Here is a 22,995-nt window from a genome sequence, read left to right as displayed (position 1 = left end):
GAACACATTAACGGAAGGGCCAGGTGTCAAAAAATCAAAAAACACTGAAATTTTCAGCTGAATTACCGATAAAGGAGGGGGAGGGATACATAGATGAAAAATGTAAGTGTACGAAGAAAGATTCAACTGTTGATTGCGACAGCCATCATTGCGATGATTCTCCTGGCCAGTGCCGGACTTTATTTCCTGAATCAGATGGCGAATGCGTCACAAACGATGTATCAGGAAAATCTGATACCGGTCCAAGAGGTAGCACAAATCCGGATTGACACCCGGGCGCTCGACTCGTTTCTGACCGAGATGATGTTGACGAAAGATCCGGCGCGTGTCGAAGATCTGCAAGGTCAGATCGATCAGCGGCAAGCACAAATCCGTTCGTCCCTCAATAAGTTCGAGCGGACTGCGGTACCGACAAAACAATCGGAAGAACAAGTGGAAGCGTTAAAAGATAATGTTCTCGCTTACGACAATGGTCTGAGCACGATTCAAGACTTAGCCGTCCAAGACAACAAAGACGAAGCATACCGCGTCTATACGGAAAGCTTGGAAAAAACGCGGGACAATGTGGCGGACTCCGCGAAAAGTCTGATGATGTCGATGACGAAGCAGGCAAAAGACCTGAATGCGTCGAACCAGCACGAAAAACAAACCGCACTCTACATCATGCTTGGGATTTTCATCATCGCCCTGCTGTTGTTTGCCGGTCTTGCCATCTATATCACGCGTCTGATCACACAACCAATCCGTTCACTGCAGGGCTGGATGAAACAGTCCGGTGACGGTGATTTAACGGTCCGCGGTGATTACGTTTCGAAAGACGAACTTGGTCAATTAACGACGTCATTCAATACGATGACGGAACAGTTGCACCACGTCATCATTGAAATGACGGACACGTCAAAACATGTGGCGACGGCGTCGGACGAATTGAGTACCAATGCGGAAGCGACGACAAAAGCAACGGAGATGGTCGCCGTGACGATGGAGGAAATCGCCAGTGGCGCCGGTCAACAATTGAATCAAGTGTCCGGTGCATCACGGACGGTGCAAGACTTGACGTCCGGTGTGAATCAAGTCGCCGGCAATGCGCAACAAATGACGGATGTGACGAGTGACGCGATGGGGAAAGTCATGCACGGCGGACAAGTCGTCAGCCAACTCGGTCAGCAGATGGAACGAATCAACACCGATTTCACGGAACTGGGTCAAGTCATCGTCGGACTCGGCAACCGGTCACAGGAAATCGGACAGATTACCGATTCAATCACCGGGATTGCGGCGCAGACGAATCTGTTGGCGCTTAACGCTGCCATCGAAGCGGCCCGCGCCGGCGAACAAGGACGTGGATTTGCAGTCGTCGCAGCGGAAGTCAAGACGCTCGCTGAGCAATCGGCGCTTGCTGCGAAACAAATCGAAAGCTTGATTCAAGTCATCCAGCGCGAAACGGAGCAATCCGTTACGTCGATGGAGAAGGTGACGGCACAGATGACGAACGGGATTCAAGTGGCCGGAGAAGCGAGCGCTTCGTTCCAAGCAATCGAACGATCGATTGGGGATGTGACGGATCAAGTCGAAGAAGTATCCGGTGCCGTCCAAGAGATGGCCGCCGGCAGTGAACAGATTGCTGCCGTCATGCGGGAGATTCAATCGGTGACGGAAAGTACGGCTGCCGGAACGGAAAACATCTCGGCTTCGACGGAAGAACAGATGGCCTCGATGCAGGAAATCTCATCGGCGTCGCAGTCACTGGCGACGATGGCGGAAGATTTGAAACGATTATCAAGTCGTTTTCAAGTATAAAGAGTGAGACAGGTATCCAAACGGATGCCTGTTTTTTTATTGGAAAAAGCAGGGATATCGAAGGCGGAACCGTAATAGTGTAGAAAGAATGAAAAGGAGGGTACGGATATGGGACCACATGAACTCATTGAATGGATAATGCTGTCTGTAATCGTGTTGCCAATCGTTCTGCTCGGAATAAAGTTGAAGTCACGTGGACGCGCAATGATGTTCACTCTCGCGGGTCTCATCTGTGTCGCATACGGTGTCTACTTGATCGTCCATCCTTATTTCGTCGATCAGAAAGTTGCTTATAATGCGAAACAAGTCGAGTTACATCTCGAGAAAACCTATCCGGATGAACGCTTTACGTTAACGACGGTCCCGTACTGGAAAGAAGGATACAAACACCTGAATCCGTATAAAATTGACGTCGTGTTTGCCAACGAAGCCGACGCCACCTACACCTATTCGGTTGAAGATAACGGAACAGTCGAATTGAGCGGATTTCCGAGCACGCCAGATGATCGGTTAGATGGGTTTAAGCACTTGGAAGAACACAAGTAATCAAATCAAAAAAAACCAGCTCCGCCTGCTGGCAAAACTGGTTCAAACCTTTCGTCAAGAGGTTAACGTGTTGTCTTTTTGCGACGATAAGGACGACATCGTTTTGACGGCGAAGAAGGCAATCAAACCGAACCCGACCTTGTTCGTCAAATCGGCAAAGTTGTAAATCAATTCGCGGACGAGCTGGATTTCAACGCCCGGCGCAAACAGCGTGACGGCGTAGCCGATCGGATAGATCGCCCAACCAATCAAGATGAACAACCGCATTTTCAACAGGGCATCGCGAATCGGAGCCGGCTTGTTTTCAGCGGCTTTCGTGACGTTCGTAAACAGCAGATAGATGATATAAATCCAAGCGAGACAACCAATCAGATACGACCACAGTCCGAGTTGCGTGAACCCACCGGCGATGTTGATCGATGATTCACCGATGTAGCCTCCGACAATCATGATGATATCGGCGATGACCAGTTTTGTTAACAAAGACCGGCCAAGCCGACCTTTCAGACCGAGCAACAACGGAAACTTGACGAGCAACAACGGCGTCGTGACGAGCCAATCGATATAGCGGATTTCTGTTGGGAAACCATCGATTTCCGATAACAGACCGGACGTTCCGACGGCATCCTTCATGAAGTAATAATGAATGGCAGCGACAAAGGTGACGAGTGCAGCGACAGTTGCGGTGGAGCGGTATTCCGGTGCAAGCGAGTTTCGCTCGACCAAGAAATAGAGTGTCCCGGCAGCCATTCCGACGAATCCGACCCAAAACATATACTGCGTGGCAAGAACGAGTAAATTGACTTCTTCCATGATCAGTCACTCCTTCATTACACAAAACACGCGCTTCTATACATTTAGTATAGGACGATGCCGGCAACAATGAAGTGCTTCAACCGTTCCGTGATGTGCGGTGAGGTGCTGAAAAGACACAAGTTAGACGAAAGATTTAAATTAAAATGAAGACATCAAAACTGGAGGAATCAATATGCCTTTTCCCGCTTTAGAAACATCACGTCTCGCACTGGTGGAAGTGACGCCTGAACACGCACCGGCCCTGTTTCATATTCTCGCAAACGAAAACGTGACGCGCTTTTACGGAATGAATCCGTTGCGTGAGCAACACGACGCCTTGAACATCATCGCGTCTTTCAAACAGACGTATGACACGCAACAAGGCATCCGTTGGGGAATCCTGATCCGCGACAGCGGGACGTTCATCGGGACGCTTGGTCTGAACCATTTAAGCCTGTACAGCAAAAAGGCAGAAATCGGCTTTGAGCTGGATCCTGCGCACTGGCGGCGTGGTTATGCAGCAGAAGCGATTCAAGCTGTGTTGGAATATGCGTTTGAGACACTGACATTACACCGGATGGGCGCCGTGACGTTTTTAGAAAACGAGGCATCCGTTCAATTACTGACACGACTCGGTTTCGAGGAGGAAGGGATTTTGCGCGGTTACCTTTATCAAGACGGCTCGTCGCACGACGGACGGATTTTTTCCTTGCTGCGACCAGACTGGACGATCTTGACTTCAAAAGGAGAACAAGGACATGTTTCGTAATTCAAAAGGCAGCACCCAAGTCTGGCTCAATGATCTTGGTGTTTGTTTATTCGTCCTGATCGGTCTGACGCTTGCGACGCATCCTGTTGTCATCACGGCATCGGGACGGTTGATGTACGATGAATCAATCTGGCCGAGTACAACGGAAATGAACAAATTCATCACCTTTTATTTTTCTGCGTTCTTTGTCTATTTTTTAATCGTGTACCTTGTTCATGCCAGAAGATCGAACAAGAAGAACCGTTAACGTCTTGTACATACGGTAATTTTTAAAATTAAAAGAGGGAGGTGGACGAAATCCGCTTCCCTTTTTGGTGCCGAAATCATCTGTTGTATCCAGTTGAGAATGTAAGGCGGATCTTAACAACAACTGGATGATGTGTCCGTTGAAGAAATCCGACAAACACCTGTTTCCGGTAATTTCAACCGGATCTGTTTTGCGCTTAGCGTATCCCCTGTTAAATGCGCGACGATTGACCGGATCTGTTCATAACCGGTCGTTAAAAGAAAGGTAGGGGCGCGTCCGTAACTTTTGGAACCGATGATATAGAAGTTGTTCTCCGGTTGTCTTAATTCAGCTTCGCCGTGTGGTCGTACCGTTCCACAACTATGCAGGTTGGGATCAATTAACGGAGCAAGCTGACGGGTGCTTTCGGTAATGAAGTCTACATCCAACCGAATTTCACGCAGGAATGTAAAGTCGGGTCGGCTTCCGGTCAAAACGATGATTTCCTGTACAGCGACCTGTCGGTGATCGGCACTAATCAGTGAAATGCCCTCGTTTGTCGATACGGTTTCCGCGACTTTAAATCCGGAATGAACAGTGACGAGACCAGACTCGACAAGAGTACGTGCCGTTGATCCGAGTTGCCCACGCTCAGCCAACTGATCATTTTCTTCTCCACCAAACGTTTCGACTACGTCTGTTTTACGGATAATCCAGTGGATGTCCGTCTCAGGATAGTCTTTTTTTAATGCCACCGCACCCATTAATGCCGTCAGAGCGGAATGTCCGCTCCCGATAATCGCAAGACGTTGATTGGCGTATCGATTGGTTTCTTGTCGGAAATTCGGCATCGTATGCGTGACGCGTTCGATGAGCGAATCGTGCGGATGTCCCGCGCTATACATGGAATTGGGTTGCCCCCATACACCTGTCGCGTCTAAAACAGCAGCGGCTAAGAAACGGCGTCGCCCCGTTGGTGTTTGGACGATGACTTCGAAGGGGGACAGTTGACGATCCGTTGTCGTCATTTTATCGATGCCTTGACGCGAAATCGAGATGACTTGATGCTCTAGATACAAATTTTCTGAAATGGTCGGCAAGGCGGCGAGCGGGCGCAAATAGTCCTCGAGTAAATCATGACCGGTCGGAAAAGCCTCTGCTTCCGGATGCTCCCACCCGCTCTGACGTAATTGGGCAGCGGCGACAGGATCGATGTTGTATTCCCAATTTGAAAACATTTTGACATGTGACCATGTCTGGATATGCGTTCCGATATCGGGACCGGCTTCGAGAATAGAAAAAGGAAGACCTTGCTGAGACAGGTGTGCGGCGGCAGCGAGTCCGATCGGACCGGCACCGATGATGAAAATTGGATGAGAAAACGATTGAGTAGGCATAAAATCACTCCTTTTATTTGTAGTTTACAAACTTTAAGATAACGTTTTACAGCAGGAATCACTGTTGAGCATCGCATCGTTTAACAGTTCGATGGATTGAAGAACGGTTGCTTTCTCAAACGAAGTCATCTTTTGAAAGATTTCTTCAAGGTAAGCGTTCATTTCAGTATCAATTTCGTCTGCCATCTGTTGACCGAGTGGAGTTAAAAAAAGTAGTTGAATCCGGCGGTCCTCGGAAGAGGGGGATTTTAAAACAAGCTCCCGTTTGATCAACGTCTGGATTTGCCGGCTAAATGTTGTAATATCCATGCCTAATGAGTCTGCAATTTCCTGCATCGCTGACCCGGGGTGTTTCGATACTTCAAACAAGATATGGCTCTGGACGAGCGAAACCTCTTGATCCAGAACGGAACAACAGTTTTTATTCAACAGTCCAAAACGACGCGTGAACGTCTGAAAAATTTCACGGGGTTCTTGCATGGGCAACTTCTCCTTTGTCTTGTGATTGATTATCTTAGTTATAATGGATTAATTTGCAATTTGCAAGTAATTGTTTTTAACTAATTAGTAATAGACGAAGGAGGTCTTATCATGATCATTCGGAAAATGAATGCAGATGATCGACGACAACTGTTCAACATTTATTTGCAAGGAGTGGAAGAAGGGAATGCCACTTTTGAAACGGATGTTGATGAACGGAAGTGGTGGCGGCAGATGAAAGAAGCAGACGTGTTCGTGATTGAGGAACAGACGGTCGTCGTGGGTTGGGTCAAGATGATGCTCGTTTCAGCAAGACCCGTTTACCAGGGAGTAAGAGAGCTGAGCCTTTATGTCGACCGGGCGGAACGGGGAAAAGGATACGGTAGGCTGTTATTACAGCACGTGATTCATTTTGCTGAGGAGCATGGGATTTGGACACTACAGTCACACATCTTCCCGGAAAACAAAGCCAGTCTGACCATCCAACAGCAGGCAGGATTCAGGATTGTCGGCAGACGTGAAAAAATCGCGCAACATGCTGGTCGATGGCGGGATACGTTGTTGTTGGAGCGAAGAAGTCGAAAGATGGATTAAACCTATTGAATAACCCATACGTTATATAATACAATCGTTATATAAAGAGCGGAGGGGCTAATCATGACACGACCAGTGATTTATTTTCTTTGTACGGGAAACTCATGCCGGAGCCAAATCGCAGAAGGCTTCGCGAAACACTATTTGCCAGACTGGGACGTCCATTCGGCCGGGATCGAACAACACGGCTTGAATCCAAAAGCTGTCCGGGCGATGCAGGAACAAAACATTGACATTTCCGGGCAAACGTCCGATTTGATTGATTCGGATCTCTTGAAACGGGCGACGATCGTTGTCACTTTGTGTGGGGATGCCCGTGATAACTGTCCTGTCATTCCTTCGCACGTCCGGCAAGAACATTGGGGATTTGATGATCCGGCACGCGCAACCGGAACGGAAGCGGAACAATGGGCTGTCTTCCAACGGGTTCGCGATCAAATCGGAGAACGGATTCAACGATTCGCTAATGAAGAGGCAAGTAACTGAACTTGAAAGGAGGAATAGCTATGATCGAGACGACGAACCGTGTTGACGAGATGAGTCAGTTCTTAAAACTGCTCAGCGATGGCACACGTCTAGAAATTTTGCGGCGATTGCACGTCCGGGAACATTGTGTCTGTGATTTTGTCGAGATGTTTGATATCTCACAGCCCGCCGTCAGCCGTCACTTAAAATTATTACGCCAGTCGCAAATCATCCTGGAGCGGCGTGAACGGCAGTGGATTCATTTCCGGATCAATCCGGACCATCCGCAGCATGAATTGCTGTTAACGATTTTGAACGCGATGGAATTACCGGCGATTCCGGAAAAAAGTTGCTGAGTGGATCTGTTGGCAAGAAGGGACGGTTTCCCTTGCATTCCATATAACAATAAGGTTATGTTATATATAACAAATCGGTTATATAAAGATGAGGAGTTGAAGAAAGATGAAGAAAATTGAGATTTACGATCCGGCGATGTGTTGTCCGACCGGTTTATGTGGACCGTCGATTGATCCGGAACTGACCCGGATGGCGACCGTCGTCCATGCCTTGAAACAGCAGGGTTATCCGATCGAGCGCTTTAATTTGGCAAACGAGCCGGCTGCATTCGTCGAAAATCAATTGATTAAGCAAGCGATCACGGACAGTGTCGACACCCTGCCGATCACTCTCGTCGACGGAGCGATTGTCCGTCGTAACGGGTACTTGTCAAATGCGGAACTTGCGGAGCTGACAGGTGTAGAAGAAAAAAGTTTCGCAGTCGTTGATGGTCAAAAACCGAAAATTCGCCTGACGCTAAAGTAAGGACGTGACGAAGATGGAACCGTTAACCTTGAATGGACTAAAATTGACCCGTTACTTATTTTTGACCGGAAAAGGCGGTGTCGGTAAGACGTCGACGGCATCACTCCTCGCGATCAAACTGGCAGACAGCGGAAAACGTGTTTTGCTTGTCTCGACGGATCCGGCCAGTAATTTGCAAGATGTCTTTAAGATGGACCTGACGGAAGAACCGACTGCCGTTCCCGGTGTCGAGCGCCTGTTCGTCGCAAACTTTGATCCGGAACAAGCAGCGGCGGACTACAAGGAAGCGGTCGTCGGACCGTACCGGGGCATTTTGCCGGATGCGGCCGTCCGATCGATGGAAGAACAATTGTCCGGTGCCTGTACCGTCGAAATTGCCGCCTTTGATCAATTTACCGGATTATTGGCAGCACCGGACGCCAAACAGACGTACGATCACATCATTTTTGATACGGCACCGACAGGGCACACGTTACGGTTGCTCAGTCTGCCGAATGCCTGGAACATCTATCTCGATGAGAACACGACCGGCACGTCCTGCCTTGGTCCGTTAGCAGGATTGACGGAGAAAAAGTCACAGTACGAACAAGCGACGGAGCTGTTGGCGAATCCAGCGGAGACGACCTTAATCTTGGTCGCCCGGGCGGAATCCTCGACATTGACGGAAGCAGCCCACGCCTATCAGGAACTGCACGCACTCGGGATTCGAAATGCCCGTTTGGTCATCAACGGCATGCTGCCGGTGACAGCGAGTCAGGATACGTATTATCAAGCTTTCCTGCATCGTCAGCAGGCTGCGCTTTCGACGTTACCGGATGTTTTTTTACGAGAAGTCCCGTTGTTCAGTTTGCCTTACGCCCCAACGAGTTTAATCGGCGTCGCGCAACTCCGCGATTGGTTGACAGAAACGGAACACCCGGAAATGTTGATGGAACGCGAGCAACAAAACGTTCCGCCGTTGTCACGTCTGGTTGATCAATTGGATGCGGCAGGACCGGGTGTCGTCATGACGATGGGAAAAGGAGGGGTCGGGAAAACGACGATGGCATCGATGATTGCGATTGCTTTGACAGAACGGGGACACGATGTCGTTTTGACGACGACGGACCCGGCAGCGCACCTCGAACTGACGATTGAGACGAACGAAAACCCGCATCTTGAAATCAGCCGGATTGATCCGAAGGTCGAAATTGACCGTTATACGCAGCAGGTTTACGCAGCGGCGGGTGAAGTGACGGAAGAAGCCCATGCCTTGCTCGCAGAAGATCTAAAGTCACCGTGTACCGAAGAAATCGCCGTCTTCCGCGCCTTTGCCGATACCGTTGCCCGGGCAAACGACCGTTATGTCGTCATCGATACAGCACCGACAGGTCATACGTTATTGTTGCTTGATGCGACGGAAAGTTATCATCAGGAAATGGAACGGGCGACCGGAGATGTACCGGAGGCAGTCAAGACGTTATTACCGCAACTGCGTGACGCCAGCCGGACGCATGTCATCATCACGACACTCGCGGAAGCAACACCGGTCTTTGAAGCCGGACGCCTGCAGGAAGATTTGCGTCGTGCCGGGATTGAACCGATGGCTTGGATTGTCAATCAATCTTTTGCCGCGACAGCGACACGTGATCCGATTCTTGGTCACAAAGCAGAAGCGGAACGCATCTGGTTGGAAGAAGTCGACCGGTTGAGCCGGCAGGTGGCTGTCGTCGCCTGGCAGACCGAACCGGTTTCCGGATATCATCACCTACTCGCACTTTCGAAAGGATGAATTTTATGCAAATCACACCTGAAGCAGTCACGTACCTGAAAGAACAAGTGGAACACGAACAAGCACCCGGCATCCGTCTCTATCAAGCCGGACAAGGCTGTTGCGGACCGAGTTTCGGACTCGGATTCGGGGCCGGCGAAACCGGTGATCAAGTCAAAGACTTTGATGGATTGGCGCTGGCAATCGACGGAAATTTAGCGGATGTCAGTCATGACATCACGCTCGCACTGGAAGAGACGGACCAAGGTCCACAAATCGTCCTCCTCGGTGCATCCAACTGCTAAACAGTAAATCGAAATTTAATACAGAAATGAAGTGAACGTATTGACCGGCACACATCTACTTGCGATCGGGATTTTCCTGATCACGTTATTTTTAATCATCAAACAACCAAAAGGTCTCGGCATCGGCTACTCCGCCATGGGGATGGCATTGATTGCCTTACTGACCGGCGTTGTGAATCTCGATGATGTCTCGACTGTCTGGGGCATCATTTGGAATGCGACGTTTACCTTTATTGCCCTCATCATCATCTCGTTGATTTTGGACGAAATCGGTTTCTTCGAATGGGCGGCACTTCATATGGCACGGATCGCAAAAGGCGGTGGTGTCAAACTATTTGTGTACATGACATTGCTTGGCGCCGTCGTTGCCGCGTTGTTTGCGAATGACGGCGCGGCTTTGATCTTGACGCCGATCGTCCTCGCGATGGTCCGGCACTTGAAGTTACCGGACTATGTCGTCTTGGCGTACGTCTTCGCCTCCGGTTTCATTGCCGATACGGCGAGTCTGCCGTTCGTCGTCTCGAACCTCGTCAATATCGTCTCGGCCGACTTCTTTGACATCGGCTTTACGGAATATGCCTCACGGATGGTGTTCGTCAACGTCTTTTCCGTCATCGGCAGTTTGCTTGTATTGTATCTGTACTTCCGAAAAAGTATTCCAAAGACGTATGACGCTTCGCAACTCGTCGCCCCGCATACAGCGATCAAGGATCAGTGGATGTTCAAGTTATCGTGGCTCGTGCTTGTGTTGCTTGTCGTCGGTTACTTCACGAGTGACCTCATCGGAATTCCGGTCAGTTTGGTTGCTGGTGTCATCGCCTTGTTCTTCCTGTTGATGGCACGTCGTTCACCAAGCGTACCGACGAAAAAAGTCATCGCCGGTGCACCATGGGCAATCGTCTTCTTCTCACTCGGGATGTATATCGTCGTCTATGGTCTGCAAAATGCCGGATTGACGCAAGTTCTCGCGGATGTCATTGACGGTTTTGCAACGAATCTGGCCGCTGCGACGTTCGGCATGGGCTTCCTCGCCGCCATTTTGTCATCGATCATGAACAATATGCCGACCGTGATGATTGATGCGCTCGCCATCGACCTTAGCCAAGCGACTGGAACGATTCGGGAAGCCTTGATTTATGCCAACGTCATCGGATCCGATCTTGGACCCAAAATCACACCGATCGGCAGCCTTGCGACCTTACTCTGGTTACACGTTCTCCGGACAAAAGGTGTCAAAATCGGCTGGGGACAATACTTTAAGATCGGAACGATTCTGACGATTCCGACCCTGACCATCACGTTACTCGGGTTATACATCAGCTTATTACTTTATTGATTTTTAGGAGGAAATTCACATGAAATTATTGATCATCGGATCAGTCGCCGCCGGAACATCGGTCGGCGCAAAAGCACGTCGCAACAGTGAAGACTTACAGATTACGATCTACGACCGCGATCAGGACATCTCCTATTCCGGCTGCGGGATTCCGTACTTCGTCGGCGGCGAAATTGCCGACATCGATGAGTTGACACCACGCGATGCGAAATTCTTTAAAAAACGGTATAACATCGACATCCACACCCGTCACGAAGTCGAATCGATTGATCATGCAACAAAAACGGCGACGATCGTTAATTTGACGACCGGTGACAAGTTTACAGATACGTACGATACGCTGGTGCTGGCGACCGGTGCGTCAAGCATCGTCCCGCCATTCCCAGGTGTTGATCACGACAACGTCTTTACGGTGCGCAATGTCCGGAATGCCGATGCGATTCGCTCGTACATCGACGCCCATGATCCCAAAACGGCGACGATCGTCGGTGGCGGCTTCATCGGTCTTGAGATGGCCGAGCAACTGACATATCGCGGGATTCAGGTGACACTCGTCGAACGCCTGCCGCAAGTCATGCCGCCGCTTGACCGTGATATGGCGGAACGGGTTGCTGATCATTTAAGAGATAAAGGCGTTTCACTGTTGCTCGGTGAATCGGTGACGGCATTCAACGGGACGTCGCGTGTGACGGAAGTTGCCCTCGAGAGCGGCAAGTCGATTGAAACAGACCTCGTCATTCTGTCAGTCGGGGTTAAACCGAATACGGAACTCGCCAAGCAGATCGGCGTTGCACTCGGGCAGACGGGCGCAATCGCCGTCAACCGGAAGATGCAGACGAATCTGTCCGATGTTTATGCCGTCGGCGACGTCGCGGAAAGTTTCTCCGTCATTACCGGAGAAGCCATTTATCGTCCGCTCGGCTCGACCGCCAACAAGATGGGCCGGATTGCCGGGATGGTCATCACCGGGGAAGAAGCGGAACACCGCGGGATTCTTGGAACCGGGATCTTCAAAGCCTTTGATCTGACGGTCGCACAGACCGGTTTGACGGAAAAAGAAGCACGGGAAGCCGGATACGACATCGAAGTTCTCCACAATATTAAACCGGATCGTCCGGAATATATGGGTGGAAAAGAAATGGTCATCAAGGCGATTGCCGACCGGGCGACAGGACGGGTCCTTGGCGCACAAATCGTTGGTCCGCAAGGGGTCGACAAACGGATTGATGTCCTCGCGACAGCGATTACGTTTAAGGCAAGAGCGGAAGATCTGTTCCACCTCGATCTTGCCTATGCGCCGCCGTTTGCGACGACAAAGGATCCGGTGCTCTATACCGGGATGGCACTCGACAATGCGATTAAAAAAACAGCCCGTTTGATGACGCCAAATGAGTTGATCGAACAAGTCGCTGGCGGCAAGTCGTTCCAAATCATCGACACCCGTTCGAAAGCTCAGTTCGAAAAAAATCACGTCGATGGCGCGATTCATATCCCGCTCGGTGAACTGCGGACACGGGCGAAAGAACTTGATCCGACGTTGCCGACGATCGTTTATTGCAACAAAGGGGTGACCGGGAACGCCGCTCAAAACGTGCTCAAGAACCTAGGTTTTACGGATGTTTGTAATTTATCTGGCGGTAATAAAAACTATCAGCATTGTAAAAAGTGTTTAGCTAATTAATCATTTCATACGAAGAGCGGTTCCTCCTTTTGGAAGAACCGCTCTTCGTATGAATACAACTTGACGTGACAATTTATTTCTTTAAAGATTTGATGAGTTGCTAGAAGTTAAGAAGCGCAGTAAATCACCATAGATGACTTTATCCGACAGACCTAATTCTTTTTCGGATTGCTTCATTGCATCATCACATAATCCGTTCTGCTTTTCATCGGTTGCTTCGAAACCAGTTTGTCGATCATAACATTTTTCTTGAGTGTACACGATGTGATCAGTGATGACAGAACCGTCTCGGAATAAAGCATAGTCCTTGTGGTCATCAGAAAATAAGTCTGTCCCGAACACAATCTGTTGCTTGACATCTTTCCCCAACAGATGAAGTAATGTTGGTTTGATATCAATCTGGCTAGCAACGGCATCATGTTCGACTCCTTTTGTTTGTCCAGGAAGGTGTAAGACAAAGGGAACACGTTGGAGTTGTGCGACGTCAAACGGTGTCAATTCATCTTTTTCAAGCACTTGGGCCATAGCTTCATTATGATTTGTTGAAATACCATAGTGATCACCATACAACATGAATATCGTCTCGTCCCACAAACCATCTTTTTTAAGGTCTGCTATGAATTTTCCGAGTGCCATATCTTGATAAGCGAGCGCTTGGACATAATGATTGAGTGTCGTTGAACTTGTTTCTAAAGGAGGGACAAGTTCATGTTCTGGTTTTGGCAGTTCAAAAGGGTAATGATTCGTTAATGTGATGAACTTAGAGTAAAACGGTTGTGGTAATTCATTAAGCATCGGGACAGACTGGGCAAAAAACTTATCATCGAGTAGTCCCCACTCAGTTAAATCTTCTGGATCTCCTAAATCGTAATCAGTTTCAGAAAAGAAGCGATCTACTCCAAAGCTATTGTAGACAACATCACGGTTCCAAAATGATTTATTGTTTGCGTGGAAGACGGCGGAATAATAACCTTCCTCTTTTAACAACTCTGGAATGGCTTGAAATTCATTTTCACCGTTTGTAAAGAATGCGGCTCCGCGACCGAGCGGGTACAACGAATTTTCGTGAAGAAATTCGGTATCTGCTGTTTTTCCTTGCCCTGTATTGTGATAAAAGTTATCCCATGAGTGGGATTCTTTAATTAATTGATTGAGATGTGGTGTGATTTCTTGGCCATTTGGTGCTTTCAACCCAACCGCAAAGGACTGTGTAGATTCAAAAGAAACGACGATTACATTTCTCCCTTCATACTTTCCGAAGAAGGCTGGATTAGGTGGCGCATATTTCGATGCAACAAAGTGCTCAACATCCGATAATTCAGAGCTGTCAGCCAAAGCTTTTTGAGCTGATGTTTTTGACTGAATCAATGCATCGTACATATGAAAGTTGAAAGTTCCAATATTTTTGACAAGCAATTCACGGTCGAAGGCACGTGTCAGTAATTCTGGGCGTTCTGTTTCTGCAAGTGTCAAATTAAATAAAAATAAGACAATCGCTGCAACAAAAGTTCGGATACCTCTTTTTCGGGATGCTTTTCTGTTCGACATGTCCCATTTCTTTAAAAAAAACGGGAGAATCAATAAATCTCCTAAAATAATTAAATCCTTAAAAGTTAATATAGATCCAAGCGATGCAGAAAGTGTTTGAGCATTTGATGTTTGAAACAACACTGGTAATGTCAAATAGTCATTAAAGAAACGGAAAAAGAGAATATCTGCATACAAAATGAAAGTAGCCAGAATCAATGTGCCATAGATTAACCATTTTTGAACGTTTCCACGAAAGAAGAAACTAAATCCAAACATGAACAAAGCAGAACTAATCGGATTGATCACTAAAATGAAAGCTTGAGCGGAGTTAGCAACAGGAACATCAAAAAAGAAACGATATGCCAAGTATGTCTTCAACCAAAGTAAAAGAGTAGCAATCCAAAAAAGTCTATGCTCTCGATATGTCTGTCTAACATCTGCTCCTAATGGAATCAGTCGCCTGGTAATGGGCGATTTAAGTGGTTTCATAAAAAATTCTCCTTAAAATTAATATGATAAGTATGAAGCGGATGGATCAAACATGGTCTCCTTTTTATTTTTAAAAATGGAGCTTGTTCGTTATAATCAAACTAATCCTGATGACGAAACAAATATATTAATATTTCGTCGAACAGTCATCGGGATAAAGTATTACAACAAATCCGTCTTAAGTTACGACCCGTCCTAGTTATACTTAGGGCGGGTTTGTTGTGTAGTTAAGATTGATTTAGATAACGATAAAGGGTCGAGCGACCAATTCCAGTTCTCTCCTGTATTTCTTCATAACTTAATTTTTTTGAATGGTACAGCATAAGTGCCTCTTCAATCAAAGCTTCGTTTTTTTTAGGCCGACCAGATTTTTTTCCTTTTATTTTCGCTTCTTCTAATCCTCTTCTTGTATGTTCACTATGAACATCTTTTTGAAAGTTTTCCATGATAGTAAGAAATTCTATAAATAACTCATTTGTAAAAGGATCCAAGTTTAGTTGTTCTCGTATCGTAATGACAGAAATTTGACGGGTATGCAAAATTGCTAAGTTTTCCATCACTTCCTGTAAAGAACCTCCTAATACAGCAAGATGAGAAACTATCAGAACTTCTTTTGGAAGAAGGCTTCTCGCTATATCCAGACTATTAAACTGAGAATCATGTGGCGTAAATGATCCTTGTAGAATAACGAGACAATCTTTGCTTTTCAATAAGGCTAGTTGTTTTTGACAATCCGGATCCGTATAAAGTGAACGGACAAAACCTATCATCGAAATAAATCCTCCCTTTTAGTAGCTTATGTGTGAATCATATCACGAGAACTTTTAAAAAAAAAGACCAAAAGTGTTCCATTTTGAAACTTATGGTGCTAGACTGTGGATATTGAAAACAAGCATTCATTTTTCATAACTTGATTTATGACACATGAAAATTCATGAAACACAATTAAAAGAAAGGTGGAAAAAATTTGTTAACATCAATTAAAGAACAATGGTTTTCTAATGTCCGAGGTGACGTCATGGCAGGTATCGTCGTTGCACTTGCCTTAATTCCAGAAGCAATCGCCTTCTCGATCATTGCAGGTGTCGATCCGATGGTAGGTCTGTACGCGTCATTTTGTATCGCCGTCATCATTGCCTTCGTCGGAGGACGACCTGGAATGATTTCAGCAGCGACCGGAGCGATGGCACTTTTGATGGTCCCACTCGTACGGGATCACGGAGTAAATTATTTGCTTGCGGCAACGATTCTGACGGGTGTCCTTCAAATCATCTTCGGAATCTTTAAAGTTGCGAAAATCATGAAATTCATTCCACGTGCAGTCATGATTGGCTTCGTCAACGCGCTTGCCATCCTAATTTTTATGGCACAGGTACCTCACTTCGTTGGTATTTCGACAATGACCTATATCTTTGTCGCAGTGACCCTCGCTATCGTCTATATTATTCCGCGATTTTTCAAAGCAATCCCAGCTCCACTAATTGCGCTTGTCGTCCTGACAGCAGCAGCCATATTTAGTGGATTTGACTTACGGACGGTGGGAGATCTTGGAGCCATTCAACGAACATTACCATCCTTCTTCCTTCCGGATGTACCGTTCACGTTCGAAACGCTTCAAATCATCTTCCCATATGCATTGGCACTAACCATTGTTGGTCTGCTTGAGTCCCTTCTGACAGCATCGATTGTTGATGACATGACGGGGACAGAAGGAGATAAAAACAAGGAAGCGCGAGGACAAGGGATTGCAAACTTCATTACCGGGTTCTTCGGTGGGATGGCTAGTTGTGCCATGATTGGTCAATCGGTCATCAATGTCAAATCTGGAGGACGTGGTCGATTATCAAGCCTTGTCGCGGGTGTCTTCTTAATGTTCCTGATTATTGTTCTTGGGAACGTCGTCGTCCAGATTCCGATGGCAGTACTCGTCGGTATCATGATCATGGTATCAATCGGAACCTTTGACTGGTCGTCCTTCAAGTATATGAAAAACGCGCCGAGAACAGATGTTGTCGTCATGCTTGCGACCGTCATCATCGTCGTTGCAACACATGATTTATCAAAAGGTGTACTCGCCGGTGTCGTCTTAAGCGCCTTGTTCTTTGTCGCTAAAGTTTCGACGATTAAAATTGAGACAAAGGTCGAAGACAATTTGACACGTTTTCATGTCAAAGGACCTCTATTCTTTGCATCAGTCGATGGTTTTGTGAAGCACTTTGATTTCTCGAGACACGATGAAAAAATCATCATCGACTTCACAGACACTCAAATTTGGGATGATTCAGCGGTCGGAGCGATTGATAAAGTCATGATCAAGTTAGCTGAAAATCATAATGACGTGACGATTCATGGTTTAAATCCAGCAAGCAAACGTTTGATTGATAAGTTAGCGATTCATAATGATCCGAATGCGAAATTATCGGCCCATTAATCAAAAGATTTATTAAGTAGAATAGGACTAAAAATTAGAGGAGTGGACATATGTATCAACACATTATTTTAGCAGCAGATGGATCGGATCATTCCATTCGTGCAACAGAAGAAACCATTAAATTAGTAAAGGGGACACAAACGGTCGTCGAGATCGTTTATGTATCTGATTTCTCTAAATCAAAAGATGAAGTGCTTCATGCAGAGGGACAAGAAGCACTAGAGGTTAAACGCCGTAAGAAATTATTGCCGATTGAAGAAGCGCTCGATGCCCAAGGGATTGAATACACCTTAAAACTCCTTCGAGGGGAACCTGGCCCGGCCATCGTCGAATATGCTAACGACAGTCAAGCGGATCTAGTCATCGTAGGCAGTCGTGGACTAAACTCACTTCAGGAAATGATGTTAGGTAGTGTCAGTCACAAAATTGTTAAACGAGTCGAGTGTCCGGTTTTACTTGTAAAATAAGTCATTTATTATTCAGTGTATGTGGGGTCAATCATAACTGTTAAAGTATAATACGAGTAAAAATCAATAGTATGTCAGGGTGCGGAGCTCCTCTTGAAAGAGGGTGTCCGCACTTTTTAGAATCGGGAGAGGGTGAGAATGATGAGTATCTATATCGGTTGTCCAAAGTGTGAGGGGGAGGGAAGTATCCGGAAATATCTGATCCTACGAACACGTTGCTCGGAATGTCGTGGGAATGGAAAAATTCAACTCGACCGAGCGATTGATCAATACATTCCAAATCCCCAAAATCAACTTGAGAGTGTGAGTCGGATGAAGGAGAAACAAGAACATGAATAAAAAGAAGACGCGTCCTCCTTTATTTTATGGCTGGTACATGGTCATGGTGGCTGGCCTAGGTGTGTTTTTTTCAGGACCTGGCCAAACGTACTTTATTTCTGTTTTTATTGATCGATATATCACGGAGTTCGACTGGACACGTTCAGAAGTTTCTGTCATCTATTCCGCGGCGACTTTGATGTCAGCTTTTTGCTTGTTTTTCATCGGACGTCTTGTCGATCGATTAGGACAGCGTACCATGTTGACAGGTGCTTCGATTTTATTGGCTTGTGCCTGTTATTATAATGGATTCGTTATGAACTTAACCATGCTCTTTTTTGGTATCTTCGTCTTACGGTTGTTTGGTCAAGGTTCGATGACGTTAATTCCGAATACACTCGTCCCTCAATGGTTTTTAGTGAAACGAGGACAAGCTTTGAGTTATATGGCAATTGGCGGATTTTTAAGTGCAGCTGCTTTTCCTCCGATAAATGTTTGGCTCGTTCGTCAAATCGGTTGGGAACGAACATGGTGGTTATGGGGTGGATTGATTCTAGTAGTGTTCACACCGATTGCTTATCGATATGTCCGAAACCGTCCGGAAGATATCGGTATGTTACCTGATGGACATAAAGAATCGCATGATACGGCTTCTTCTTCTAAAATAGTGCAATTTAAACAGGATTTTACATTAAGAGAAACGTTACGAACACCGGCCTTTTGGTTGATTTTATCGTGTATTGGCATTCCTGCACTCGTTAATACGGCAATTACATTTCATTTGATTTCGATTTTTGATCAACAAGGTCTGAGCCCCTCGGTTGCGGCACTTGTGTTGAGTCTGATGGCAATCATTGGTTTTCCAATCACCTTCATCGCAGGTCGAATCATCGATACCGTCAAAATCAATTATGTATTAGCAGGAATTTTTGTTACTGAACTTATTTTCATGATGGTGTTGCAAATAACCACGACACCGCTTCTTGCCGTCTTGTTTGGAGTGATTTGGGGAATAAGTAACGGATTTGAACGAATTGCTTTGAACTACGTTTGGCCTTTTTATTTTGGGCGAATTGCTCTCGGCAGTATCAGTGGGATTGCAACATCCGTCATGGTACTCGGTTCAGCTATAGGACCCTTACCTTTTGGTTTGGCTTTTGATGCTGTCGGTAATTATACACAAGTCATCTGGTGGTCGATGGTATTTCCTTTGATTGGAGTCATTGCTTCATTATCAGCACGCAAACCATCGATTCGGACTAATTAATTAAATGATTGATATTTTTTTTGAGGAGGTATTAAAAATGAATCGAGTAACTTGTCCATATTGTGGATCAACACTTATGAAAACCGAAGGTATCTTTTTCTGCTCCTTTTGTCAAATGAAAGTTTCTAAGCATATCACTCAAACGGAGGGAAAACGCTTAGTCATTCGCAAACGTGAATTCACACAAATTACTCAACTGGAACAATCGACACGACTCTTAAAGAAGTTATCAACTTATGAATTGCTTGAATTATATCACTACATTCGCACAGAAGAGCAAGCAGCTGAAGTATTAGTGACGTTAGCAGCTGATTTGAATGACGATGAACAAATATCTTACGATTCAGTCCTTGAAACAACGACTTTGACGTGGAAAAGGAAAAAACGATACATCTTAGAAAACTTACTCCGAGAACGTTTTGGATACATTCCGACAGTGACAGTACGTTTTCTCGAAGAATACCTTGAAAAAGTTCGTCATGACGAACAAGCGTCGCAAATGGAAATCGAAAGGTAACAAAGAAATGAAAAAACAAATAGATTCCAAAAAAATGTCGTTGTATTTAATGGCGATTTTGATTAATGCATTGGGAAACAGCTTTATGATTGTGGCAACAGTCGGAAGTGCTCCTTGGACCGCTGCTAGTGAAGCGCTGTCCGAGGTTTCACCTTTTTCGGTCGGAACTTCTGTAGTGGTTCTCCATACTATTGCACTATTAATCGCGTTATCGATTGGAAGTACGTTTCGTTTATGGACAATCGTGGAAAGTTTTTTACTTGCAGTAGTGTTCGGATTAGCAATCGATGCCTTCATGTTGATCCATGAGGTCTTTTACATTCCAACTGCGTTGATAGGGCGCGTCAGTTATTTTTTGATTGGAGTTCCTCTCATTTCATTAGGGTTATCACTGTATCTTCAAATCGGATATATCTTAATGCCGCCTGATTACTTGATGAAGTCATTAATCGTCAAGTTCAAAAAGACATCAATTGGAGCGACCATCAGTTTAGCAATCCCGTTCCTACTTGCTTGCCTACTGTCGTTGTTTAAACAGGAATGGATAGGAATTGGAGTTGGTACGCTTGTTTTTCTTATTGTGAATGGCCCATTAATTGATTGGTTTCAGCGTCTGTTTCCGATTCGTTAAATAAACATGTTTAATTTAAAGTAAGGTACACAAAAAACACCTCGAAATTCAAGCAATCTCCGAATCGACTACACGCTGGATTCACTGATCTGTCATATGTACAGGAAAGTGATGTGGTCGAAGCAAGATTGAGTTTTTCAAGGTGTTTTAAAGTGATTTCCTTCTTTTAATACTCCTTTAGGTACTATTAACTTTCAAGGTATCTGTATAATGTGCTTTTACTTATTCCAGTCTGCTCCCGAATCTCTGACAAACTGTATTGTTTGCTTTGGTACATCTCAACGGCACGCTTCACATTTTTATCTGCTTTTCGTGGTCGACCGGTCTGCTTTCCTTGTTCCTTTGCTTTCGTTAATCCTTCTCGAGTAGTCATACTGACGACATCACTTTGCAATTGAACAAGATGTTGAGTAATTTCTAGAAATGAGTGCGATAGAGGCAGATGTGTGTCAATTCTCTCTTGTACAGAAATCAAAAAAGCTTCTTTTGAAGCCAGCTGTTCAAGCAATTCAATCAAATGTCGAGTCGAATCGGCCAACACATAAAGGTGGGAAACGATTAAAGTATCCCCAGGTTGTAAATCAGCAAGTGCTTGCTGTAAACCTATTCGATTTTTAGAAGAAGGATGTTCTTCAACGATGGTTTGATTAGCATCGTATGCTTGTAATCGACTTTTTTGGATGTCACATGTCGGGTCTTCAAAATAAGGTCTCAGATAAACAACATTCATCGAATTCTCCTATCTACGTTAAGATACTGATTGAAAAAATAAAAAGAATAGAATCAATAACGTTCCTTTTAGGGAATTAAGATGCTACAATAAATTATTGTCAATTGGCAGTATCTATATTCTAAGGTCTTCTCCAGTATAGAGGAAATAGACTTTTAATTAAAGGAAAGGTGGAAAAATCAAGTGAATATGAGTTTACGAGAACAATGGTTCTCAAATATCAGAGGAGATATCTTAGCCGGGATTGTCGTTGCACTTGCGTTGATTCCGGAAGCGATTGCCTTCTCGATCATCGCTGGCGTCGATCCGATGGTAGGGCTGTATGCTTCGTTCTGTATCGCCGTCATCATTGCCTTTGTCGGTGGACGACCAGGCATGATTTCAGCAGCGACCGGGGCGATGGCACTCCTGATGGTTCCGCTCGTCAAGGAACATGGTCTCGATTATCTGCTTGCCGCGACGATTTTAACCGGAATTATCCAAATTTTATTCGGGGTCTTTAAAGTTGCAAAAGTCATGAAATTCATTCCGCGTGCTGTCATGATTGGTTTTGTTAACGCACTGGCGATTTTGATTTTCATGGCTCAAGTCCCGCATTTTATCGGGATTTCAACGATGACGTATGTGTTCGTCGCGATTACGCTTGCCATCGTGTATTTATTGCCTCGTTTTTTTAAGGCGATTCCAGCACCATTGATTGCGATTGTCGTCCTGACGATTGCGGCGATTTACCTGAACTTTGATTTACGGACGGTCGGCGATCTTGGGGCCATTCAACGTTCGTTACCGTCATTCTTCTTACCGAACGTTCCGCTAAATTTCGAGACGCTTCAAATCATCTTCCCCTATTCACTGGCGCTTGCGATCGTCGGCTTACTGGAATCGTTGTTGACAGCAACAATTGTCGACGACATGACCGGAACGGAAAGTGAAAAAAACAAGGAAGCTCGGGGACAGGGGATTGCGAATTTCATCACCGGATTTTTCGGAGGGATGGCAGGCTGCGCCATGATCGGTCAATCGGTCATCAATGTCAAATCGGGAGGTCGCGGTCGATTGTCGACGCTTGTTGCTGGTGTGTTTTTGATGTTCTTGATTATCGTTCTCGGCAACTTGGTTGTCCAAATTCCGATGCCGGTTCTCGTCGGAATCATGATCATGGTCTCGATTGGAACGTTTGACTGGTCGTCGTTTACGTATATCCGAAAAGCCCCGAAAGCCGATGCATTTGTCATGCTTGCAACGGTCAGCATCGTCGTCGCGACACACGATCTCTCGATTGGTGTCATCGCCGGTGTCATCTTAAGCGCCTTGTTCTTTGTCGCGAAAGTCTCGAAAATTAACGTCAAACAACGTCTCGAGTCGGGGAAAACCGTCTATACGGTGAAAGGACCCTTGTTCTTTGCTTCCGTCGATCATTTCATTGCTTCATTTGACTATGAACTAAACGAACAAGATATCCTGATTGACTTTTCATCCACTCAAATCTGGGATGATTCTGCAGTCGGTGCGATTGACAAGGTAATGATTCGTTTGCTGGCGAATCAGAATAATGTCGAGATGATGGGATTGAATCCAGAAAGTAAAAAATTAATCGATCGTTTGGCGATTCATAACGATCCAACACCGAAGATTTCCACCCATTAAAA

The 22,995-nt window shown here is 45.9% G+C and carries 24 protein-coding genes; 18 read left to right on the top strand and 6 right to left on the bottom strand.

What is annotated here, in order from left to right; genetic code table 11:
- Window positions 1-93 precede the first annotated feature (93 nt).
- Window positions 94-1,800, top strand: coding sequence for a methyl-accepting chemotaxis protein (locus KNP87_RS04790; protein ID WP_214721003.1), 1,707 nt, complete (start codon window positions 94-96; stop codon window positions 1,798-1,800).
- Window positions 1,801-1,908: 108 nt separating this feature from the next.
- Window positions 1,909-2,346, top strand: a complete 438-nt coding sequence (locus KNP87_RS04785) for a hypothetical protein (protein WP_147511267.1) — start codon at window positions 1,909-1,911, stop codon at window positions 2,344-2,346.
- Between the two features lie 54 nt (window positions 2,347-2,400).
- Here the strand turns inward: KNP87_RS04785 and KNP87_RS04780 are convergent, their stop codons facing one another.
- Window positions 2,401-3,159: a bacteriorhodopsin-like gene (locus tag KNP87_RS04780; RefSeq protein WP_026833079.1), complete on the bottom strand. Its 759-nt coding sequence runs from the start codon at window positions 3,157-3,159 to the stop codon at window positions 2,401-2,403.
- Window positions 3,160-3,334: 175 nt separating this feature from the next.
- On the opposite strand from KNP87_RS04780, the gene KNP87_RS04775 reads away from it, so the two are divergent.
- Window positions 3,335-3,910, top strand: a complete 576-nt coding sequence (locus tag KNP87_RS04775) for a GNAT family N-acetyltransferase (RefSeq protein WP_214721002.1) — start codon at window positions 3,335-3,337, stop codon at window positions 3,908-3,910.
- Complete coding sequence (locus tag KNP87_RS04770; RefSeq protein ID WP_214721001.1) at window positions 3,900-4,157, top strand: hypothetical protein; 258 nt, start codon at window positions 3,900-3,902, stop codon at window positions 4,155-4,157. The genes KNP87_RS04775 and KNP87_RS04770 overlap by 11 nt, the downstream gene beginning before the upstream one ends.
- Window positions 4,158-4,270: 113 nt before the next feature.
- Here KNP87_RS04770 and KNP87_RS04765 read toward each other — a convergent pair whose 3' ends face one another.
- Together KNP87_RS04765 and KNP87_RS04760 are read right to left on the bottom strand one after the other, a co-directional pair.
- On the bottom strand, window positions 4,271-5,533 hold the full coding sequence (locus KNP87_RS04765; RefSeq protein WP_214721000.1) for an NAD(P)-binding domain-containing protein: 1,263 nt from the start codon (window positions 5,531-5,533) through the stop codon (window positions 4,271-4,273).
- A gap of 33 nt (window positions 5,534-5,566) precedes the next feature.
- On the bottom strand, window positions 5,567-6,013 hold the full coding sequence (locus tag KNP87_RS04760; RefSeq protein WP_214720999.1) for a MarR family winged helix-turn-helix transcriptional regulator: 447 nt from the start codon (window positions 6,011-6,013) through the stop codon (window positions 5,567-5,569).
- Between the two features lie 111 nt (window positions 6,014-6,124).
- Here KNP87_RS04760 and KNP87_RS04755 point away from each other — a divergent pair, with 111 nt between their 5' ends.
- The 8 genes from KNP87_RS04755 (at window position 6,125) to KNP87_RS04720 (ending at window position 12,966) form a co-directional block, all read left to right on the top strand.
- Window positions 6,125-6,607, top strand: coding sequence for a GNAT family N-acetyltransferase (locus tag KNP87_RS04755; RefSeq protein ID WP_028106364.1), 483 nt, complete (start codon window positions 6,125-6,127; stop codon window positions 6,605-6,607).
- A 63-nt stretch (window positions 6,608-6,670) separates the two neighbouring features.
- Window positions 6,671-7,093, top strand: coding sequence for an arsenate reductase (thioredoxin) (gene arsC / locus KNP87_RS04750; protein ID WP_028106363.1), 423 nt, complete (start codon window positions 6,671-6,673; stop codon window positions 7,091-7,093).
- 20 nt (window positions 7,094-7,113) lie between these two features.
- Entirely contained in the window at window positions 7,114-7,428 is a 315-nt protein-coding gene (locus tag KNP87_RS04745) for an ArsR/SmtB family transcription factor (RefSeq protein ID WP_026833073.1), read from the top strand.
- Between the two features lie 106 nt (window positions 7,429-7,534).
- On the top strand, window positions 7,535-7,894 hold the full coding sequence (gene arsD / locus KNP87_RS04740; RefSeq protein ID WP_214720998.1) for an arsenite efflux transporter metallochaperone ArsD: 360 nt from the start codon (window positions 7,535-7,537) through the stop codon (window positions 7,892-7,894).
- Window positions 7,895-7,907: 13 nt separating this feature from the next.
- On the top strand, window positions 7,908-9,665 hold the full coding sequence (gene arsA / locus KNP87_RS04735) for an arsenical pump-driving ATPase (protein WP_214720997.1): 1,758 nt from the start codon (window positions 7,908-7,910) through the stop codon (window positions 9,663-9,665).
- A 5-nt stretch (window positions 9,666-9,670) separates the two neighbouring features.
- Window positions 9,671-9,949: a hypothetical protein gene (locus KNP87_RS04730; RefSeq protein ID WP_026833070.1), complete on the top strand. Its 279-nt coding sequence runs from the start codon at window positions 9,671-9,673 to the stop codon at window positions 9,947-9,949.
- Window positions 9,950-9,980: 31 nt separating this feature from the next.
- On the top strand, window positions 9,981-11,285 hold the full coding sequence (locus tag KNP87_RS04725; RefSeq protein ID WP_214720996.1) for an arsenic transporter: 1,305 nt from the start codon (window positions 9,981-9,983) through the stop codon (window positions 11,283-11,285).
- A 19-nt stretch (window positions 11,286-11,304) separates the two neighbouring features.
- Entirely contained in the window at window positions 11,305-12,966 is a 1,662-nt protein-coding gene (locus KNP87_RS04720) for an FAD-dependent oxidoreductase (RefSeq protein ID WP_214720995.1), read from the top strand.
- 81 nt (window positions 12,967-13,047) lie between these two features.
- On the opposite strand, the gene KNP87_RS04715 is transcribed toward KNP87_RS04720, so the two are convergent.
- Together KNP87_RS04715 and KNP87_RS04710 are read right to left on the bottom strand one after the other, a co-directional pair.
- Window positions 13,048-14,985, bottom strand: coding sequence for an LTA synthase family protein (locus KNP87_RS04715; RefSeq protein ID WP_214720994.1), 1,938 nt, complete (start codon window positions 14,983-14,985; stop codon window positions 13,048-13,050).
- Between the two features lie 227 nt (window positions 14,986-15,212).
- Window positions 15,213-15,755, bottom strand: coding sequence for a recombinase family protein (locus tag KNP87_RS04710; RefSeq protein ID WP_214720993.1), 543 nt, complete (start codon window positions 15,753-15,755; stop codon window positions 15,213-15,215).
- Window positions 15,756-16,003: 248 nt separating this feature from the next.
- On the opposite strand from KNP87_RS04710, the gene KNP87_RS04705 reads away from it, so the two are divergent.
- The 5 genes from KNP87_RS04705 to KNP87_RS04685 all read left to right on the top strand — a co-directional run bounded on the left by KNP87_RS04705 (window position 16,004) and on the right by KNP87_RS04685 (window position 20,616).
- Complete coding sequence (locus KNP87_RS04705; protein ID WP_483299336.1) at window positions 16,004-17,416, top strand: SulP family inorganic anion transporter; 1,413 nt, start codon at window positions 16,004-16,006, stop codon at window positions 17,414-17,416.
- A gap of 50 nt (window positions 17,417-17,466) precedes the next feature.
- On the top strand, window positions 17,467-17,883 hold the full coding sequence (locus tag KNP87_RS04700; protein WP_214720991.1) for a universal stress protein: 417 nt from the start codon (window positions 17,467-17,469) through the stop codon (window positions 17,881-17,883).
- Window positions 17,884-18,214: 331 nt separating this feature from the next.
- The gene (locus KNP87_RS04695; RefSeq protein WP_214720990.1) at window positions 18,215-19,468 is read left to right on the top strand and encodes an MFS transporter; all 1,254 of its coding nucleotides are present in this window, start codon (window positions 18,215-18,217) and stop codon (window positions 19,466-19,468) included.
- A 37-nt stretch (window positions 19,469-19,505) separates the two neighbouring features.
- Window positions 19,506-19,985, top strand: coding sequence for a hypothetical protein (locus tag KNP87_RS04690; RefSeq protein WP_214720989.1), 480 nt, complete (start codon window positions 19,506-19,508; stop codon window positions 19,983-19,985).
- Entirely contained in the window at window positions 19,948-20,616 is a 669-nt protein-coding gene (locus tag KNP87_RS04685) for a YczE/YyaS/YitT family protein (protein ID WP_251135407.1), read from the top strand. Before KNP87_RS04690 ends, KNP87_RS04685 begins: the two co-directional genes overlap by 38 nt.
- A 187-nt stretch (window positions 20,617-20,803) precedes the next feature.
- On the opposite strand, the gene KNP87_RS04680 is transcribed toward KNP87_RS04685, so the two are convergent.
- On the bottom strand, window positions 20,804-21,346 hold the full coding sequence (locus KNP87_RS04680) for a recombinase family protein (protein ID WP_214720988.1): 543 nt from the start codon (window positions 21,344-21,346) through the stop codon (window positions 20,804-20,806).
- A gap of 189 nt (window positions 21,347-21,535) precedes the next feature.
- Between KNP87_RS04680 and KNP87_RS04675 the strand changes: the two genes are divergently transcribed.
- Entirely contained in the window at window positions 21,536-22,993 is a 1,458-nt protein-coding gene (locus tag KNP87_RS04675; RefSeq protein ID WP_251135458.1) for a SulP family inorganic anion transporter, read from the top strand.
- The last annotated feature ends 2 nt before the right edge of the window (window positions 22,994-22,995 follow it).

Source organism: Exiguobacterium sp. s192 (assembly GCF_018618795.1).
GTDB classification, from domain to species: Bacteria; Bacillota; Bacilli; order Exiguobacteriales; family Exiguobacteriaceae; genus Exiguobacterium_A; species Exiguobacterium_A undae.
The sequence above is the reverse complement of the archived record's forward strand: the minus strand, read 5'-3'. Positions and strand labels throughout refer to the sequence as shown.